Source organism: Acinetobacter higginsii (assembly GCF_000369525.1).
GTDB lineage: Bacteria > Pseudomonadota > Gammaproteobacteria > Pseudomonadales > Moraxellaceae > Acinetobacter > Acinetobacter higginsii.
The window spans coordinates 551,631-571,003 of record NZ_KB850071.1 but is presented as its reverse complement, the minus strand read 5'-3'; the positions used below and the strand labels follow the sequence as shown (position 1 = coordinate 571,003).

Annotated in this window: 15 protein-coding genes; 10 read left to right on the top strand and 5 right to left on the bottom strand. The window is 41.6% G+C overall.

Annotation, left to right across the window (positions count from 1 at the left end):
• Positions 1-8: 8 nt before the first annotated feature.
• The 4 genes from dnaA to gyrB all read left to right on the top strand — a co-directional run bounded on the left by dnaA (position 9) and on the right by gyrB (position 6,266).
• Positions 9-1,406, top strand: coding sequence for a chromosomal replication initiator protein DnaA (gene dnaA / locus F902_RS05835; protein ID WP_004803339.1), 1,398 nt, complete (start codon positions 9-11; stop codon positions 1,404-1,406).
• A gap of 90 nt (positions 1,407-1,496) precedes the next feature.
• Positions 1,497-2,645 carry a DNA polymerase III subunit beta gene (gene dnaN / locus F902_RS22850; RefSeq protein WP_005201768.1) on the top strand — a complete coding sequence of 383 codons (1,149 nt, stop codon included), beginning with the start codon at positions 1,497-1,499 and terminating at the stop codon, positions 2,643-2,645.
• A gap of 23 nt (positions 2,646-2,668) precedes the next feature.
• Positions 2,669-3,751: a DNA replication/repair protein RecF gene (recF, locus tag F902_RS05825; RefSeq protein WP_005201766.1), complete on the top strand. Its 1,083-nt coding sequence runs from the start codon at positions 2,669-2,671 to the stop codon at positions 3,749-3,751.
• A gap of 46 nt (positions 3,752-3,797) precedes the next feature.
• Entirely contained in the window at positions 3,798-6,266 is a 2,469-nt protein-coding gene (gene gyrB / locus F902_RS05820; protein ID WP_005201764.1) for a DNA topoisomerase (ATP-hydrolyzing) subunit B, read from the top strand.
• A 32-nt stretch (positions 6,267-6,298) separates the two neighbouring features.
• Here gyrB and F902_RS22600 read toward each other — a convergent pair whose 3' ends face one another.
• From F902_RS22600 to F902_RS05805, 4 genes are all read right to left on the bottom strand, one after another.
• Positions 6,299-6,475 (bottom strand): hypothetical protein, encoded by a 177-nt coding sequence (locus tag F902_RS22600; protein WP_005201762.1) that lies wholly within the window; start codon positions 6,473-6,475, stop codon positions 6,299-6,301.
• Positions 6,459-7,616 (bottom strand): PepSY-associated TM helix domain-containing protein, encoded by a 1,158-nt coding sequence (locus tag F902_RS05815; RefSeq protein ID WP_005201760.1) that lies wholly within the window; start codon positions 7,614-7,616, stop codon positions 6,459-6,461. The genes F902_RS22600 and F902_RS05815 overlap by 17 nt, the downstream gene beginning before the upstream one ends.
• Positions 7,617-7,859: 243 nt before the next feature.
• The gene (locus tag F902_RS05810; protein WP_005146304.1) at positions 7,860-8,417 is read right to left on the bottom strand and encodes a VTT domain-containing protein; all 558 of its coding nucleotides are present in this window, start codon (positions 8,415-8,417) and stop codon (positions 7,860-7,862) included.
• A gap of 342 nt (positions 8,418-8,759) precedes the next feature.
• Positions 8,760-10,688, bottom strand: a complete 1,929-nt coding sequence (locus F902_RS05805) for an ATP-binding cassette domain-containing protein (protein WP_026057509.1) — start codon at positions 10,686-10,688, stop codon at positions 8,760-8,762.
• 212 nt (positions 10,689-10,900) lie between these two features.
• Between F902_RS05805 and F902_RS05800 the strand changes: the two genes are divergently transcribed.
• The 5 genes from F902_RS05800 (at position 10,901) to erpA (ending at position 16,083) form a co-directional block, all read left to right on the top strand.
• Positions 10,901-11,908, top strand: a complete 1,008-nt coding sequence (locus F902_RS05800) for a putative solute-binding protein (RefSeq protein WP_005201756.1) — start codon at positions 10,901-10,903, stop codon at positions 11,906-11,908.
• Between the two features lie 197 nt (positions 11,909-12,105).
• Complete coding sequence (locus F902_RS05795; RefSeq protein ID WP_005201754.1) at positions 12,106-13,107, top strand: putative solute-binding protein; 1,002 nt, start codon at positions 12,106-12,108, stop codon at positions 13,105-13,107.
• 216 nt (positions 13,108-13,323) lie between these two features.
• Positions 13,324-14,331 (top strand): putative solute-binding protein, encoded by a 1,008-nt coding sequence (locus F902_RS05790; RefSeq protein ID WP_004803364.1) that lies wholly within the window; start codon positions 13,324-13,326, stop codon positions 14,329-14,331.
• A gap of 289 nt (positions 14,332-14,620) precedes the next feature.
• Positions 14,621-15,625, top strand: coding sequence for a putative solute-binding protein (locus tag F902_RS05785; protein WP_004803366.1), 1,005 nt, complete (start codon positions 14,621-14,623; stop codon positions 15,623-15,625).
• Between the two features lie 122 nt (positions 15,626-15,747).
• Entirely contained in the window at positions 15,748-16,083 is a 336-nt protein-coding gene (erpA, locus tag F902_RS05780; protein ID WP_004656878.1) for an iron-sulfur cluster insertion protein ErpA, read from the top strand.
• Positions 16,084-16,132: 49 nt separating this feature from the next.
• Here erpA and F902_RS05775 read toward each other — a convergent pair whose 3' ends face one another.
• Positions 16,133-17,266 (bottom strand): anhydro-N-acetylmuramic acid kinase, encoded by a 1,134-nt coding sequence (locus tag F902_RS05775; protein WP_004803368.1) that lies wholly within the window; start codon positions 17,264-17,266, stop codon positions 16,133-16,135.
• Positions 17,267-17,327: 61 nt separating this feature from the next.
• Between F902_RS05775 and tyrS the strand changes: the two genes are divergently transcribed.
• Positions 17,328-18,560, top strand: a complete 1,233-nt coding sequence (tyrS, locus tag F902_RS05770) for a tyrosine--tRNA ligase (protein ID WP_016543200.1) — start codon at positions 17,328-17,330, stop codon at positions 18,558-18,560.
• Positions 18,561-19,373 lie beyond the last annotated feature (813 nt).

Below are 19,373 nucleotides of genomic sequence, written 5' to 3'. Positions count from 1 at the left end.
GGATGCACATGCTCTGGACAGACTGCTTAACTCGCTTGCGACAAGAGCTATCTGATAACGTCTTTGCGATGTGGATTCGTCCTTTGGTTGCTGAAGAGGTTGATGGTGTGATGCGTTTATACGCACCGAACCCCTATTGGACGCGTTATATTCAAGATAACCATTTAGAACTGATCTCTATTCTTGCGGAACAATTGTCGGAAGGCCGAGTTCGTCAGGTTGAAATTCTGGTTGATTCACGTCCTGGGACAATTTTGTCTTCTAATGAGCAACCTGCAACCACAACAGCAGCGTTGAGTAGTGCACCTGTTGCTGTTCCAACAAAAGTAAAAAAAGAATCTGACTTGGTTCAACCCAGTCAAAATGTCACTAAAATACCGAAGAAAAGACAACTCAATCCATTATTTACCTTCTCTTTGTTTGTTGAAGGCCGTTCTAACCAAATGGCTGCTGAAACCTGCCGTAAAGTTTTAACGCAGTTAGGGGCTTCGCAACACAACCCTTTATTTTTGTATGGCCCAACAGGTCTGGGTAAAACCCATTTAATGCAGGCCGTGGGCAATGCGCTGTTACAAGCCAAGCCAAATGCACGTGTGATGTATATGACTTCGGAAAGTTTCGTACAGGACTTTGTCAGTTCATTACAAAAAGGTAAGGTTGAAGAGTTTAAGAAAAATTGTCGTTCTTTAGATTTATTGTTGGTGGATGATATTCATTTGCTCGCAGGAAAAGAAGCCAGTCTTGTTGAATTCTTCTATACATTCAATGCTTTATTGGATGAATCTAAACAAATTATTCTAACCTCAGATCGTTATCCAAAAGAATTGACTGAACTTGATCCACGTTTAGTTTCTCGCTTTTCATGGGGTTTATCTGTGGGGGTTGAACCACCAGATATCGAAACCCGTATCGAGATTTTGCTGAAAAAAGCTGAAAATAGTGGTGTTGATTTACCAAGAAACTGTGCTTTGTTTATTGCACAACAAGTGGTTGCCAATGTGCGAGAGCTTGAAGGTGCTCTGAATAAAGTGGTCGCGATTTCACGTTTCAAAGGTACTGTCATTGACCTAGATGTCGTACGCGAGTCGTTAAAAGATGTTTTGGCGATTCGTGCACGTACCATTAGCGTGGAAAATATCCAGCGGGTGGTGAGTGAATACTTCCGAATTCCATTAAAAGAATTGATTGGTCCAAAACGTACCCGTATTTATGCACGCCCACGTCAATTGGCCATGGGTTTGGCACGTGAATTAACTGGGGATAGTTTCCCAGAAATTGGCATGGCTTTTGGTGGTCGTGACCACAGTACCGTGATGCATGCCTGTGAAAAAGTGGTCAGCTTGCGTGAAGAAGACCCTATTTTTAATGAAGACTATAAAAATTTACTGCGCTTGTTACAAAGTTAATCTATTTTTCAGAGTTGCAAACTATTTTTAAGTGCAGCATAGTACACTGCTAACATTCATATCGGCTTCTGTTGTAAGAGGAATAAAATCGTGCGTTTGAAAATCGCTAAAGAAAGTTTAGTCAATGTTTTATCCCATGTGGTGGGGGCTGTTGAACGCCGTCATACCTTGAATATTCTTTCAAACGTTAAAATTCAAACCACACAACAGGCTTTAACCATTACAGGTTCTGACTTGGAAGTTGAATTGGTTGCCAGCACTACGTTAGCAGAAGGTGCTTGTTTGGAAGCGGGTGAAACCACGGTTCCTGCACGTAAACTGGTCGAAATTTGTAAATCTCTTCCGACAGCAGCCTTGATTGATCTACAAATTACTGAAGATCAACGTTGTATTTTAAAATCGGGCAATAGCCGTTTCGTTTTGGGTACACTTCCTGCGGAAGATTATCCATTGTTAACTACTGAAAATAGTCAGGGTACACAAGTTCAGGTCACGCAGCGTGAATTGAAGCGATTATTTGAAAAAACAGCTTTTGCTATGGCTGTACAAGATGTCCGTTTTTACCTGACGGGTACATTGTTGGAAATTGATCAAAATCAATTACGTACAGTAACTACTGATGGACATCGTTTAGCCTTGTGTGAGGTGTTGGCTTCTTCAACAGCAGCAGCGCCGATGCAGGCCATTGTTCCGCGTAAAGCCGTAGGTGAATTACAACGTTTACTGAGTCTTGAAGATGAGCAATTGACCTTATTGATTGGGCGTGAATTGTTGAACGTCACCATTAATACGCCAAGCCGTGATAAAGAGCAGGGTGATATTACGGTTCGTTTCACGACGAAGTTAATTGATGGGAAGTTCCCTGATTATCGCCGTGTCATTCCAAAAAATGGTGATAAGCATGTGTTTATTGCACATGATGTGTTTAAACAGTCGTTGCAGCGTGTTGCTATTTTAAGTAATGAAAAACTTCGTGGCGTTTTCTTGAATTTTAATCAAGATTCATTGCAGTTGCGTGCCAATAACCCAGAACAGGATGAAGCGGTAGAAGATATTGCAATTCAATATCAAGATGCCCCTCTAGAAATGTCATTTAATGCACAATATATTCTTGAAGTGTTGGGTGTACTGGATGGTGATGATGTGAAAATGAGCATGAGTGAAGCCAATCAATCGGTGCTTGTTCAAGATCCAGCGCATCCTGATCAAACCTATGTCGTGATGCCAATGCGAGTTTAATGGCGAGATTTGAGTTTTAAAGCATGCAAATCACGCGTTTAAATATCGAACGTGTACGTAATTTAAAGACGGTTGCACTCCATGAGTTGCAACCGTTTAATATTTTTTACGGCGCAAATGGTTCTGGAAAAACTTCAGTTCTCGAGTCCATACATTTACTGGCAACAGGTCGTTCATTTCGTACCCATATTCCAAAACATTACATCCAATATGATGCAGGGGATGCAATTGTATTTGCACAATCTGCCAGTGAGCGTATTGGTATGCAAAAGTTGGCTTCGGGCGAACAGGTGATTAAGGTCAATGGCGATACTATTGCGACTCAAGGTCAACTGGCAAAATTATTGCCTTTACAGCATATCGATCCACAGAGTACCGATATTATTGACCATGGTGCAAAGCCTCGACGGCAGTTATTAGATTGGTTAATGTTCCACGTGGAACCTGAGTTTTATTTTGCATGGCAATATTATTCTCGGGCACTCAAACAACGCAATAGTTTGCTCAAGACACGGCGTAATCTGACTTTGGCTGATTTAGAGCCTTGGAATAAAATGCTCAGTGATTATGGTGAAATGCTGCATTCACAACGGGTCAGTATTGTTGAGCAATGGAACCAATTTTTCCATGAAGATTTAAAGCAACTTCTACCCAATCTTGAAATTGAACTGGAATACAATCCCGGCTTTCATACTGAACAAGGTCTATTGCAGGACTTGGTTCAGCAGCATCAAAAAGACCTCGATCGACGTTATACCGAGTACGGTCCGCATCGCGCTGATTTACGTTTAAAAACGCCGTTTGGCAATGCCGATGATGTGCTCTCTCGCGGGCAAAAAAAGTTGTTAATCATGGCATTAAAACTGTCACAAATTGCAATGCTACATGCGAGTAATAAGGAAACTGTGGTATTATTAGATGATCTGACAGCAGAGTTAGATGAGACTGCACAACAACGTTTAATTGAGCGATTGAGTCAGTTGGGAAGTCAAGTTTTTATGACCACCTTAGACCATGCGTCGGTATTAAAACACTTACAGGATTTGTCGATTTCTTTTCAATTATTCCACGTTGTTCACGGTCAAGTCAGTCTTGCTGCACCATAATTTTATTTTTCATCTTTCAATAGATCAATATTACTAGGGAGTAACCATGAGTTCAGAGTCTCAATCAGTCTCTCAAACAGAACAAACAAATGAAAAGGCTTATGATTCCTCTAGTATTAAAGTATTACGTGGATTAGACGCGGTTCGTAAACGTCCTGGCATGTATATCGGTGACACCGATGACGGTACAGGTTTACACCATATGGTGTTTGAGGTGGTGGATAACGCCATCGATGAAGCTTTAGCAGGACACTGTGACGAGATTATCGTGACGATTCATGAAGATGAATCGGTGAGTGTCTCGGATAATGGTCGTGGAATTCCAACCGATATTCACCCAGAAGAAGGGGTGTCAGCGGCAGAGGTGATTCTGACGATTCTGCATGCAGGTGGTAAATTCGATGACAACAGTTATAAGGTGTCGGGTGGTTTACACGGTGTAGGTGTCTCAGTTGTAAATGCCCTATCTAAAAAATTGCATTTGACCATTCACCGTGCTGGCCAAATCCATGAACAAGAATACGCGCATGGTGATCCGCAATATTCATTAAAAGTTGTAGGTGAAACCGATACATCGGGTACAACGGTTCGTTTCTGGCCGAGTGAACTCACCTTTAGCCAAACCATTTTTAATGTCGATATTTTGGCTCGCCGTTTAAGAGAACTCTCTTTTCTAAACGCAGGCGTGCGAATTGTATTGCGTGATGAACGTGTAAACTTCGAACATGTTTATGATTATGAAGGCGGTTTATCTGAATTCGTTAAATACATTAACGAAGGTAAAACCCATTTAAATGAGATTTTCCATTTCACCGCTGATACGGATAGTGGTATTGCCGTTGAAGTTGCATTGCAATGGAATGAGAGTTACCAAGAAAACGTTCGTTGCTTTACCAATAATATTCCACAAAAAGATGGTGGTACACACCTTGCAGGTTTCCGTGCTGCGTTAACTCGTGGTTTAAACCAGTATCTTGAAAGTGAAAATATTCTTAAGAAAGAAAAAGTTGCTGTCACAGGTGATGATGCGCGTGAAGGCTTAACTGCAATTATTTCAGTGAAAGTGCCAGATCCAAAATTCTCATCACAAACCAAAGAAAAATTGGTGTCGAGTGAAGTGAAACCTGCAGTAGAGCAGGCAATGAACAAAGAGTTTTCAGCTTATTTGCTGGAAAATCCACAAGCCGCAAAATCGATTGCAGGCAAGATTATTGATGCAGCACGTGCGCGTGATGCGGCACGTAAAGCTCGTGAAATGACCCGTCGTAAGAGTGCATTAGATATTGCGGGTTTACCGGGTAAATTGGCAGACTGTCAGGAAAAAGATCCAGCATTGTCTGAACTGTATCTGGTCGAGGGTGACTCTGCGGGCGGTAGTGCCAAACAAGGTCGTAATCGTAAAATGCAGGCAATTTTACCGTTGAAAGGTAAAATTCTAAACGTGGAACGTGCGCGCTTTGACAAGATGATTTCAAGCCAAGAAGTCGGTACTTTAATTACCGCTTTGGGCTGTGGTATTGGTCGGGAAGAATATAATCCAGACAAATTACGTTATCACAAAATCATCATCATGACCGATGCGGACGTGGATGGTTCACATATTCGTACTTTGTTATTGACCTTCTTCTTCCGTCAAATGCCAGAATTGGTTGAGCGTGGCTATATCTATATTGCACAGCCGCCATTGTATAAGTTGAAGAAAGGTAAGCATGAGCAGTACATGAAAGACAATGATGCACTGGAAACCTTCTTGATTTCCAATGCGATTGATGAGCTTGCATTACATGTCAGCGCTGAGGCACCTGCGATTAATGGGGCTGCATTAGCAAGTGTTATTGCCGACTATCAAGTGTCACAAAAAAGCTTACAACGCCTGACTCAACGTTATCCTGCAAGTTTGTTAGATGGTTTACTTGAGCTAGATGCATTTAAAACAGATCACAACCATGAACGCGACTATGTTGAAACATGGGCAGAGCAATTACGTGTTGCAATTGAAAAATTACAACCAAGCCTACGTCCCGAGATTACATTAGAAGCGTTTGAGCGTGAAAATGCGCAGGGCGAGAAATCAGCACATTATTGGCCACGCGTCACCGTATATGTGCATAACTTACCGCATTCGTATCTATTAGATGCTGGTCTGTTAAATTCTGCTGAGTATGCGCGTTTACTGAAGAACTCGAAGAGCTGGTTCAAGTTGCTGGAAGAAGGGGCTTATCTGCAAAAAGGTGATCGCCGTATTCAGGTCACGAGCTTCCATCAAGTATGGCAGCACATTTTACAAGACTCACGTCGCGGTATGATGATCCAACGTTATAAAGGTTTGGGTGAGATGAACGCTGAGCAGCTTTGGGAAACCACTATGGATCCTGAAAACCGTAATATGTTGCAAGTGACTATTGATGATGCGATTGAAGCAGATCGTATGTTCTCTTGCTTAATGGGTGATGACGTAGAACCGCGTCGTGCTTTCATTGAAGAAAATGCGTTAAATGCTGATATTGATGCTTAATTAGCTTAGGCATCAATACCAAACAAAAGAGCTTATCTTTTACCGTGTTGTAAAAGATAAGCTCTCCATCCTGCAACCAATAGAGGGAGTAGGGTAATGATCAAAAAAATAACATCTGCAATACCATCCATCAGCAGCATGCCAACAATTCCTAAAATACTGCATAAAGCCAACAGCCATAACACACTTAACTTATTCCACAGTTGCATTGTTGACTCCTTTTAAGCCCTTTTGTTGGCGTTTTGCCCACCATAACCATGCGCCATTTAAAGTGATAAATAAGGTGAGTAAGGTACATAGACTCCATAAGATCTTGAGAGGCATACCACCGTAATTGCCAAAATGCAGCGGTTGTGACAGTAAGATGGCTTTCAGATAGGTGGGTAATTCTTCAACTGTATCTACTTGTCCTGTTTCTGCATTGACCAAGGCGACTTTTAGCATCTTCTCTTTTAAGCCCTCATTGCCTTGCAGTAACACCATATAGTGACCTTGGGTGGCGTATTCTGTTTTTGGGTAGAACACACTGGTGGGGTGCCAATCTGTTTGACCTTTCTGAGCGGCCGCATAGACCTGATCAATGCTTAAATTTGGATGAATCACACGGGCATGCTGATATTTGTCTTGCAGGGCTTTCAGTTCAGTCATTTGCCAAACTCCAATTGCAACCGTACCAAAACCCAGTAGAAATCCAGTTAAGGTCACTACCAAGGCCCAACCGAGGATTGCAGAGCCAATTAAATTATGTAGGTCGAGCTGTAATAGTCGCTGACTCTTTCTAAAACGAAGAATGCCCAAAAAGAATTTTTTCACATAGGGGGCATAGATCACCAAGCCAGAAACCAAAGATAAGAACACTAACAAAGCAATCAGTGCCCCAATCAATTGTCCAATAAAACCTAGAAACCAGTTGGCATGCAGTTCCAGTAAGAAGCCAGTCAAAGTATCTCGTTCATTTGGTCGATCAATCAGCGTTGCAGAACCAATATCTGCAAACAGCCAACGTGCTTTTTCAAAGCTTTGTTCAGGTTTCGCCATCCCGATAAGGAGTACACCAGGATGATGCTCGGGGTCATAGCCTGTACTGATAATCTGCTCGGTAGGGTAGGTTCTCTGTGCGGTCGCGATTGAGTCCGCTAGCGGTCGTTGCTGTTGTAAAGAAGAATGTAGAGCCGTAGGCTCGACCCCAAGTGCATGATCAATCTCTTCATGGAAAATCAGAATAACCCCAGTGATGGATAAAATTGCAAAGGGCACCACAATCACCAAGCTGACCCAGCGATGAATCCATAAGTTAATGCGAAACCAGCGCGAGTTGGTTTTTTTAATGGCAGTTGCTGTTTGCTTCATAACTGATTTTCCAATGAGGTTGAGAACATTGGCTTCCTTAAGAATTGTGTTTTTATGAAGTGATTTTATTTTTATTGATAATTATTTTCATTATTATTTACTATTGTTTTTTACGTTCCACGTGAAACCTTAGACTGAATAAAATGATTAAAAAAAGGTAGTCGATGAAATCGCCTACCTATCAATGATCTATTTAAGCTTGAAATGAATGAATAATCAGATTGCTGTCAGCAAAAGAGCTTGTTAATTTTCGACAAAGTCACTCACTTGAATCAACGCATGACCAAACAAGTATCCAGCAGTCACCAACACGCTGATCCACAGTAATGCACCCAAGATGTTATACACAACGAAATGGCTATAATTCATGTTGCTTGAACCTGCTGCTAAGGGCGCAAATGAACGGGCAAACGGAATAAAACGAGCCAATAGGATGGTTTTCCCCCCGTGCTTTAAGAAAAACACATTGGTTTTTTGCAAATATTCTTGCTTAATAAAGCGTGATTTAACATTGAAAATACGATCGCCAAAATGACGGCCTATATGGTAATTCACCATATAGCCCAGTGCTGCTGCAAAGAACAGTAAGCTGATCATATAACCAAGATGCATGATTTCAACCACAGAGCATAATGCACCAACAGTGAGTAACAGACTGTCTCCGGGTAAGAAGAACATAAAAACAAAAGCGGTTTCTGAAAAAATAATCAGAAAAAGGATAAAATAAATCCATAAGCCATATTCTTGAACTAAGACTGGTAGAATATGTTCAAAATTAAAAATAAAATCTAAAGAATTCATTCAGTTTGTATGATCCAAAATAGAGTACTCACCAAATTAAAGTACAAAAAATGTGAAATGAATTTAACCCTCAGGATTCATTCGTCACTTATAAATTTACAACAGTGGCAGCTGAGTATATCGAGCCTGAGCCTAAAGCTCAATTTTCTCAGAAAATTCCAATTTTTACCTTATCTTAAATTCTCGACAAATTCATGACATTTTTCATGCTATTCATAGTGTTTTTAAGTATCCAAAGCATCTTTTAAGGCCATAAATGGGATGCTTCTGTTTAAATAAATGACCTTAAACGTTGTGATTCATACACACTCAAACAGAGCTGTGTATGAATCAGCTGGCAGCTTAATCTGCAAAAGAGCTTTCCAGCTCTTCAAGTTCCATCATCAGCTCTAAAAGCTGTTCTTCATGCTGTTCTAATTTCGCTTTGAGCTCATTTTGCTCATTCATTAGCTTGATCAAATCATTTTTGCGGTCGGCCTCATACAAGGCACTATCCGCTAAAGCATGTTCAATTTCAGCTAAGCGTGGCTGAACCTTTTCAATTTGAGCTTCGACTTTTTCGATATTTTTACGAATTGGACGCGTCATTTCACGGCGACGAGCTGCTTCTTTACGTTGCGCTTCCTTATCTACTTTTGCGACAGGGGCTTGGCTGGTTGTACTTTGCTGTTGTGATGCATTTTGTGCATTGATCTGTTGTTGGCGCGCTTCACGTAACCATTTGGCGTAGTCTTGTAGATCACCTGCAAATTCTGTGCATTGACCTGCATGCACTAATAACAAGTCATCACAGACACTGGCAATCAATTGGCGTTCATGTGAAACCAGCACCACCGCACCATCAAAGTCCTGTAGTGCCATGGTCAGTGCCAGACGCATATCCAAGTCTAAATGGTTGGTTGGTTCGTCCAGAATCAAGACATTGGGACGTTGCCATACGATCAGTGCCAGCGCCAGACGTGCACGTTCACCACCAGAGAAGCTCTCACATGGCGTATCCATACGTTCGCCACTAAAGCCAAAACTGCCTAAAAAGGCACGTAAAGTAGCTTCACTGATGTGCTTGTCGGCAATACGTGCCAATTGCAGCATTGGGCTGGCATGGGCATCCAAAGCATCCATTTGATGCTGAGCAAAGTACCCAATATTGAGTAGTTCAGAGGCTTTACGTTCACCCGCCAGTAGTGGCAGATCTCCGACAAGAGTCTTGATTAAGGTTGATTTACCTGCACCATTCATCCCGAGTAAACCAATACGTGAACTTGGGGTGATTTGCAGACGAATTTTTTCAGCAATGATTTTATCGCCGTAGCCAATCGTAGCAGCATCTAGACTCAGCAGAGGTGAACTCATTTTGGTCGGTTCACGGAAGCTGAAGGTAAATGGCGTATCAATATGTGCTGGTGCGAGTTGCTGCATGCGCTCTAATTGCTTAATTCGGCTTTGTGCTTGGCGGGCTTTGGTGGCCTTGGCTTTAAAGCGGTCAATAAACTTTTGTAGATGTGCGCGGGTTTCTTGCTGCTTCTCAAAAGCTTGCTGTTGCTGCGCTAAGCGTTCACTACGAGTGGTTTCAAAGGTGGAATAATTACCGGTATACAAGGTCAGTTCTTGATTTTCGATATGTAGAATATGATCGGTAATCGCATCCAAGAAATCTCGGTCATGTGAAATCAGGACCAATGTGCCTTCATACGCTTTGAGCCAGTCTTCTAACCACAAGATCGCATCCAAGTCCAAATGGTTGGTCGGTTCATCCAGTAATAGCAGGTCTGAACGGCTCATAAGGGTGCGCGCCAAGTTCAAACGCATGCGCCACCCGCCCGAGAAGCTGGCGACATTTAATTTTAATTGATGATCGAGAAAACCGAGACCTGCCATCAATTGTGCTGCTTTGGCAGGCGCTGCATAACCATGGATCTCATCAAAACGACCATGCAGTCGAGCCAAATCATCATTACTGAGTTGATCTGGATGCGCTAATTTTTCTTGAATGTCCCAATATTCTTCATCACCAGACAAAACAAAATCAATTGCTGGCATTTCCAAGGCTTTAATTTCTTGCGCCATATGCGCCACAGTCCAGACCGCGGGGCGGGTCAGATTGCCCTCATCTGCAACCAAGTCTCCTAAGAATGCAGCGAATAGAGTCGATTTACCTGCACCATTCACGCCTGTAAGACCAATTTTCCAGCCCGGATGAAGCTGCATTGAAGCTTTTTGGAATAAAACTCGCCCACCACGGCGTAATGAAACTTGGTCAAATTGGATCATGAGCATGCAAAATAGCGAATAGATAGCTGCATTTTAAGGTGATCGCCCATGAATGCAAATTTTTATATTTAAGATCAAGTTATTCGAATTGAGCTGATCAACCAATGATAAAATAGAGTAAAAGCTCTATTTTTGTGACACGAATCAGATTATTATTTAAATTATATGAAAAATAAGCAACAAGATTAAAAGTAGCAGCATAGGATTTAAGGATGAACAAGGGAATTCTTGCATTGGGGGCAATGCTGGTGTTGGGGACCTATACAGAAACACATGCAGCGAGCAAAATTTGTGTTTTTGATTTGTTGGGGAAATCAGGAGAAGCCTATAAGGCCATGGAAGAGTGGGCCTTGGCTGCTAAAGCATGGCGTGGTGATACCTTTCTGATCAGCTATCAGAATGAAGCGCTGGCAGAAAATGACTTTGAACAAGGCAAATGTGATGGCGTCTATATGACTTCGATGCGTGCGCGCCGTTATAACAAATTTGCAGGTTCGATTGATGCGATTGGGGCGGTACCAAGCTATGCGATTGCACAGAAAGCGATTAGTTTTGCTTTGGATAAGCGTAATCAACGCCGTTTGCTCAGTACCGTTGATAATGAAAACTATGAAGTTGCAGGGATTTCACAAATTGGCTTGGCCTATATCTTTGTCAAAGACAAGAAGATGAATACTATTGAGCAAATCAAAGGGAAAAAATTTGCAGTGCTTGGCTATGACGAAGCACAAAAGATCGTGGTGAAAAGCCTAGGTGGACAAGCCGTACTTGCAGATATCTCTGATATCGCCAAAAAGTTTAATACTGGTCAGGCCGATATTATGGCGGCACCTGCCTATGCCTATAAGCCTTTAGAATTGTCAAAGGGATTGGGAAATGAGGGCGCGATTATTACGTTCCCGGCGGTGAACATGACCATGGACTTAATTATCCGTCCTGAAAAATTCTCCAGCAATTTTGGACAGAACTCTCGAGCGTGGTTTCTAAGCCGTCTGAATACCAATTTCGCACTGATCCAGCGTCTTGAATCAGAATTACCTGCCAAATATAAAATCAACCTCAGTAACGAGGATAAAACCCGTTATCAGCAAATCTTGCGTGAAGCACGTATGGGATTGACCAAACGTGGTATTTACGATGCCAGCATGATGAGTGTACTGAAACGCGCGCGCTGTACGGTCGACCGAACCAATTTTGAATGTAGTTTGGGCGGTGAGTAAATCGGGATAACAGAGCATGTTTTCTCGTTGACTCATGTCTAGCCCTCTCTGAATTTGATTCTGTGATGCAGATGGGTAAAACAGATGAAAACCCGACATATGTATATAAAAGCGCTATTCTTTTGGTTGAAATCTGACTATATTGAATAAGCGCTGATGGAAAATTGTGCAAAAATAGCAAAGTAAGGGAAAACAAGATGAAAAAAGGACTTTGGGCATTGAGTGCTACAGCTCTATTTGTCATGAGCACTCCTGTACAGGCAAAACAACAAATTTGTGTTTTTGATTTATTGGGTAAGGCTGGGGAGTCTTATAAACTGATTGAGGAATGGAAGCTGGCTTCTAAAACATGGCAGGGCGATGTTGAACTGATTCCTTATCAAGACGAAGAAAAAGCGGAAAAAGATTTTGATGCAGGCAAGTGTGATGGGGTCTATATGACTTCGATGCGTGCCCGTAAATATAATAAATTTGCAGGTTCAGTTGATGCAGTTGGGGCTGTGACCAGCAATGCCATTGCGCAAAAGGCGATTACCTATGTACTGGATAAACGTAATCAGCATCGTTTAACGGCAACGATGAACGGCGAGAAATTTGAAGTTGCTGGTATTATTCAAGTTGGGTTGGCTTATATTTTTGTACGTGACAAAAAGATCGATACCATTGAAAAAGCCAAAGGCAAAAAATTCGCTTATTTACATTATGACCAAGCGCAGAAGGCCATTGTAGAAAGCATCGATTTGGTAGCGGTACCATCGGATATTTCTGATTTTGTGAAAAAATTTAATAGCGGACAGGTGGATGTGATTGCAGCGCCTGCCTATGCCTATAAACCTTTAGAAATCAGTAAAGGCTTGGCCAATGGAGCATTGTTTAATTTCCCTGTGGTGAATATTACCGGTGACCTGATTATTCGTCCTGCACAATTCCCAAGTGGTTTTGGAACCCAGTCTAGACAATGGTTCGTGAATAAACTGCCAAGTAACTTTGCCATGGTGCAACGTTTAGAAGCAGGGATGAATGCCAAAAAGATTACTTTGACCAATGAAGATAAAACCCGGTATCAAAAAATGTTACGGGATGGACGCATGAATTTAACCAAGCAAGGCGTATATGATGCGAGTATGATGAATGTGCTGAAGCGTGCCCGTTGTACGGTTGAACGGACCAACTTTGAGTGTACTTTGAGTGGTGAATAAAAAAGGAGAATAACTGAATAGATCTAAATCTATACATAAAATTAGGTATATATAACAAAATTGCCTATGAAAATAATAGAAATAGATAAAAGAGGGTAAAAAGTAAACAATCTAGTCATAAAAATAGAGTATAAGCTCTATTTTTTTTCAAAAAACATGATTAATATTTGCTTCGAACAAGGAGACAAACATAAAGTTTGTGAAAGGATGAAAAATATGAAAAAAATTGCACTTGCTCTTGCAGCAACTTCGATCTTTGGTGTGTCTGCTTCTACTCAAGCAGCAATAGATGTGTGTGTATTCGACTTATTAGGAAAGTCAGGTGAATCATACAAAATGATGCAAGACTGGGCACTCGCAGCGAAAGGCTGGGGCGCTGATGTCAACTTACTTGCAATCACGGATGAACAGGTTGCAGACAATAACTTTAAAGCGGGCAAATGTGCTGCTGTTGCGATGACAGCAATGCGTGCTCGCCCATATAACAAATTTGCAGGTTCAGTCGATTCATTGGGCGGTGCACCGAGCAATGAAGTTGCACAACGTGCGATTACTTATGTATTGGATGCACGTAATGCAGCCAAAATGACCACCAATTTAGGTGGTAACAAGTATGAAATTGGTGGTATTGCACCATTAGGCGCTGCTTACATTTTCGTACGTGACAAGAGCATTAACTCAATTGAAAAAGCAGCGGGTAAAAAATTCGCGGTATTGGGTTATGACGATGCACAAAAAATCATGGTTCAACGTGTAGGTGCGCAAGCGGTACTTTCTGATATTTCTAACTTTGCTGCTAAATTTAATAACGGCCAAGTGGATATGGTCGGTGCACCTGCTTATGCTTACAAACCATTAGAATTAAGCAAAGGCTTAGGTTCAAATGGTGCAATGTTTAACTTCCCAGTACTTCAAGTGACTGCGGATCTTGTTCTTCGTCCAGAGAAATTCCCTGCTGGCTTTGGTCAAAAATCTCGTGATTACTTTGTGAAGCAACTTCCAAAAGCATTCGCTATGATCAAACGTTATGAAGCTGAAATTCCAGCTAAATACAAAATGAACTTGAGTGCTGAAGATAACTTGAAATATCAAAAATTATTACGTGATGGTCGTATGGATCTGACTAAACGTGGTATTTACGATGCAAGCATGATGTCTGTATTGAAGAAAGCACGTTGTTCAGTCGACAAAGCAAACTTTGAATGTGCATTACCAGGTGAATAATCCTGAATCGCCATAATCAAGACCTAAAGCCTAGATTTATCTAGGCTTTTTGTTTTTTTGCAGATGTCATTTAAGCCATTGTATTGATTGGCAAAGCTGGTAATTATATAAAAATATAAAAAACCAAATGGAATCTTGAAGATTTAAAAGATGTTTCAATCAGGATGATTAAACATGACTGTATTAAAACATTGATTCATTGGTAAACCGTATTTAAAGCTATACCGCCGGTCTTTTGATTTTGGATGGGATGCAACAACAATCAGCATAGATGCAAAGGAAAAATAACATGCAATGGTTTAAAACTTTATTACTTGCGACTGGAATCGCCGCGGTATCTGCGGGCACTCAGGCAAAACAAACAATTTGTGTATTTGATATCGTGGGCAAAAGTGGCGATGTTTATGCATTAATGAAGGATTATCAACTCGCTGCAAAAACTTGGGGCGCTGATATTGAGCTTAAAGTTGGAACCAATGAAGCGGTCATTGCAGAAGACTTTAAAGCAGGAAAATGTGATGGCGTGAGTATCACAGGAATGCGTGGTCGTCAGTTTAACCAATTTACGGGTTCATTGGATGCAATCGGGGCGATTACCGACCTTAAATTGGCCGTTAAAGTGATGCAGGGTTTAGCCAGCCCAACCTTTGCCAAAGCGATGGTGAATGGAAAATATGAGGTGGTTGGTGTTATTCCTGTGGGTGATGCCTATTTATTGGTGAATGACCGTAATATCAATACCGTTGCCAAGGCGGCAGGTAAGAAAATCGCCGTTTTAGATTATGACGAAGCCCAAAAAATTATGGCGTCACAAGTCGGTGCACAAGCGGTCAGTTCAGATATCACCAACTTTGGTGCGAAGTTTAACAATGGTCAGGTGGATATTATTGGTGCGCCAGCGGCAGCGTTCAAACCTTTAGAACTGTATAAGGGCTTGGGAACCAAAGGGGCGATTGTGAATTACCCAATTTTACAAGTAACTGGTAATTTAATCATTCATCCGGATAAATTCCCTGCTGGTTTTGGCCAAAAGTCAAGAGAATGGGTGAAAGCACAATTACCACGTGCATTTACCATTCTTGGAAAAATGAAAGCAGACATTCCACAAAAATATTGGATGGAAGTTCCTGCTTCTGACAAACCAGGCTATCAAAAATTAATGCGTGAAGCACGTATTAATCTGACCGCTAAAGGAATTTATGACAAGCGCATGATGAAATTGTTATGGCAATTCCGTTGCCGTGAAGATGCTAAAAACTTTGAGTGCGGTTTACAGGATGAGAACTACAAATAATCATATAAAAAGTCTTTAACAGCACTTTAAACTTCAAATACAGACCCGATATTGAGTATGCTATACTGAATATCAGGTCTTTTATTTATTAAAGACGTATTGAAGTCTGAGGAATATCCATCATGAACGCTCAAGCTCTAGAATTGTCAGATAGTGCTGCTAACAAAGTTCGCCAACTACGCGAAAGTGAAGGCAATAACGATCTTATGTTACGTGTTTATGTAACAGGCGGTGGTTGTTCAGGCTTCTCTTATGGCTTTAATTTCGCTGAAAGCATCAATGAAGATGATGCTGAATTTATGAATGGCGACGTTAAAATGCTGGTTGACTCCCTCAGTTATCAATATCTTGTTGGGTCAGTGGTCGATTATTTGGAAGGACTTGAAGGCTCTCGTTTTGTAGTTCAAAACCCGAATGCGACCACCACTTGCGGTTGTGGTTCATCGTTCTCGATCTAACCGATTTTTGATGTAAAAAAAGCTTCTCCAATTGAGAAGCTTTTTTGTTTTATACCGTGGTTATTGTTCCGAGGATACGATCACCTGCTGCACCCGTCACCGCAGGTAAATTGCCACTCAGTTGTTGTACAAAGCGCATAGCCAACCACGCAAAAGCAGTTGCCTCTACCCAAGTTGGTGCTAGACCAAGCGCATCTGTTGTTTGCACTGACCAATTATGTTTACGTAGGCGCCAACGGAGTTGTTCAAGTAAATGTGAGTTATAGGCACCGCCACCACAGACATAGATTTCACCTGTCGGCATCCATTCCTTGCTACGATAAATTGCTTTTTTAATCGCACGTGTGGTGAGTTTCATTAAGGTCGCTTGAACATTCTCTGGCGTATCTTCCAGTTCATCATATTCCAGATCATTGCGCCAATCGCTGAGCTGCTCATCCAACCATTCTAAATTAAAGTCTTCGCGACCTGTGCTCTTCGGTGGTTCTTTGGCAAAAAATTCATGATTCTGTAGACGATCCAATAAAGAACGAATTGGATTGCCATATGCCGCCCAGTCGCCATTTTCATCATAAGGATGTCCAGTGTGGCGATGACACCAAGCATCCATCAAGATATTGGCAGGACCGGTATCAAAACCATATACGCCGTTTAAATCATTTGCAGGCAGCATACTGACGTTTGCAATACCACCTAAATTTAAAATGACACGGTGGATACTGTCATGTAGGAATAAGGCTTGATGGAAGGCGGGTACTAAAGGCGCACCTTGGCCACCTGCTGCCATATCACGACGACGGAAATCAGACACTACAGGCAGTTGCGTGATTTCGGTAATGATATTGGGGTCACCAATTTGTAAGGTAAAACCATGCTCAGGACGATGGCGAATGGTTTGCCCATGTGAACCGATGGCTTTAATTTGAGTGCGATCTAAATTATTCTTTTCAATCAGTTCATTAATGCCATGCCCAATCATTTGCGCTAAAGCAACATCAGCTTTACCCATACGATCAATTTCATTGTCATCAGGCAGTGTCAATGCCATCAACTCATCGCGTAATTCAAGTTCAAAAGGCACAGTCAGCGTAGCATGCAGCGTTAAAGGGTCGAATGAAGTTGCAACAATATCAACACCATCCATGCTCGTGCCTGTCATTACACCAATATAGATTGCGCTCATATACAACTTATCCTGCAAGATGCTGAAAAAATGTTAGTATATCGCACAAATTGAATAACTGATGTGTTTAGGTTTTGTGATGTCAAATTTCTTGCCAGCCGAAGAACAGCTTGCTCTCATTCAACGAGGCACGCACGAGATTATCTCTGAAGAAGATTTACTGAAAAAACTCAAAGAGAATCGTCCACTCCGTGTAAAAGCAGGCTTTGACCCAACGGCTCCTGATTTACACTTAGGACATACGGTTCTAATTAATAAATTAAAAACCTTCCAAGATTTGGGACATGAAGTTACCTTCTTGATTGGTGACTATACGGCCATGATTGGTGACCCGTCTGGGAAAAGCGCAACACGTCCGCCGTTGTCTCGTGAGCAAGTTGAAGCCAACGCGAAAACCTATCAAGAACAAGTTTTTAAAATCTTAGATCCAAATAAAACCAAAGTTCGTTTTAACTCGGAATGGTTTAATCAAAGAACAGCAGCTGATTTAATTCAATTGGCGAGCCAGCAAACCGTATCACGTATGTTAGAACGTGATGACTTTACTAAGCGCTATAACAACCATCAACCGATTGCAATTCATGAGTTCTTGTATCCATTGGTACAAGGCTATGACTCGATTGCACTTGAGGCAGATGTCGAGTTAGGTGGTACAGACCAGACCTTTAACTTGTTAATGGGTCGTACCCTACAAGGTCGTTACGGTCAAGAATCACAAGTCTGCATTACTGTGCCGATTCTTGAAGGTCTAGATGGCGTGAATAAGATGTCTAAATCTTTAGGCAACTATATTGGTGTATTTGACACTCCAGGTGCGATGTACCAAAAAATCCTGTCGATGCCAGATAGCTTGATTGAACGTTACTTTGATCTATTGAGCTTCAAGTCACTTGATGAAATCAAAGTACTGCTTGATGAAATGGCAGCGGGTCGTAACCCACAGGAAATCAAACGTATCTTGGCGCTTGAGTTGGTTGAACGTTTCCATGATGCAGAAGCAGCGGAAAATGCACATAAGAGTGCAGGTAACCGTGTAACTGAAGGCGAAGTACCAGAAGATACCCCAGAAGTGACCATTTCTCGTGGTGAGTTTGGTGGTGAGTTATTTATTGCAACCATTCTTCGTGTTGCAGGCTTAAACCCGAATGCAGCAGCAGCGAAAGACGCCGTGGGTCGTGGTGCAGTAAAAGTTGACTGGAATGTGGTTGATATGAGCTACTCTGTAAAAGAGAATGTCACTTTAATCATTCAATCAGGTAAAAAAGCCATTGCCCGAGTGACTTTCACTGACTAAATCGAAATGAAAATAATAAAAAGCAGGCCATGAGCCTGCTTTTTATACGTAAATAGCTGATAAAAACAACGAAAACACTGATTTTGTAGAAAAAAGAAACATGCAAAAGAAAATAATAAAAAAGGGGGTTGTGTCTGATGTGAAATGCTGTAGAATGCACATCCATCGGCGGTGATGCAGATAAAAACTTGTTGAGAAACAAGGATTTGGCTAAAAAGGTTGGATTCTTGGGTTGATTGATAAGTTTGCTAAATATCTAAATTACCTGTTGACTTTTAAGAAATTGAGAGTAATATAGCCGACCTAGCTTGATGATGACGAATCATCGAGAAGATCATTAAGAGAATAGAAGAACAACTTGTGTGGATTTTTACTGGTTGATCGATCGAAAATATTTCATTGATTGAATGGTAAAAATTTCTCGAAGTTTATTTGAGCGAATTTTTAGTCAGAAAATTGATGAGCCAAGATTTGTAGCCATAAGCTACTAATGATTTTAAACTGAAGAGTTTGATCATGGCTCAGATTGAACGCTGGCGGCAGGCTTAACACATGCAAGTCGAGCGGAGTGATGGTGCTTGCACTATCACTTAGCGGCGGACGGGTGAGTAATGCTTAGGAATCTGCCATTTAGTGGGGGACAACATTCCGAAAGGAATGCTAATACCGCATACGTCCTACGGGAGAAAGCAGGGGATCTTCGGACCTTGCGCTAAATGATGAGCCTAAGTCGGATTAGCTAGTTGGTGGGGTAAAGGCCTACCAAGGCGACGATCTGTAGCGGGTCTGAGAGGATGATCCGCCACACTGGGA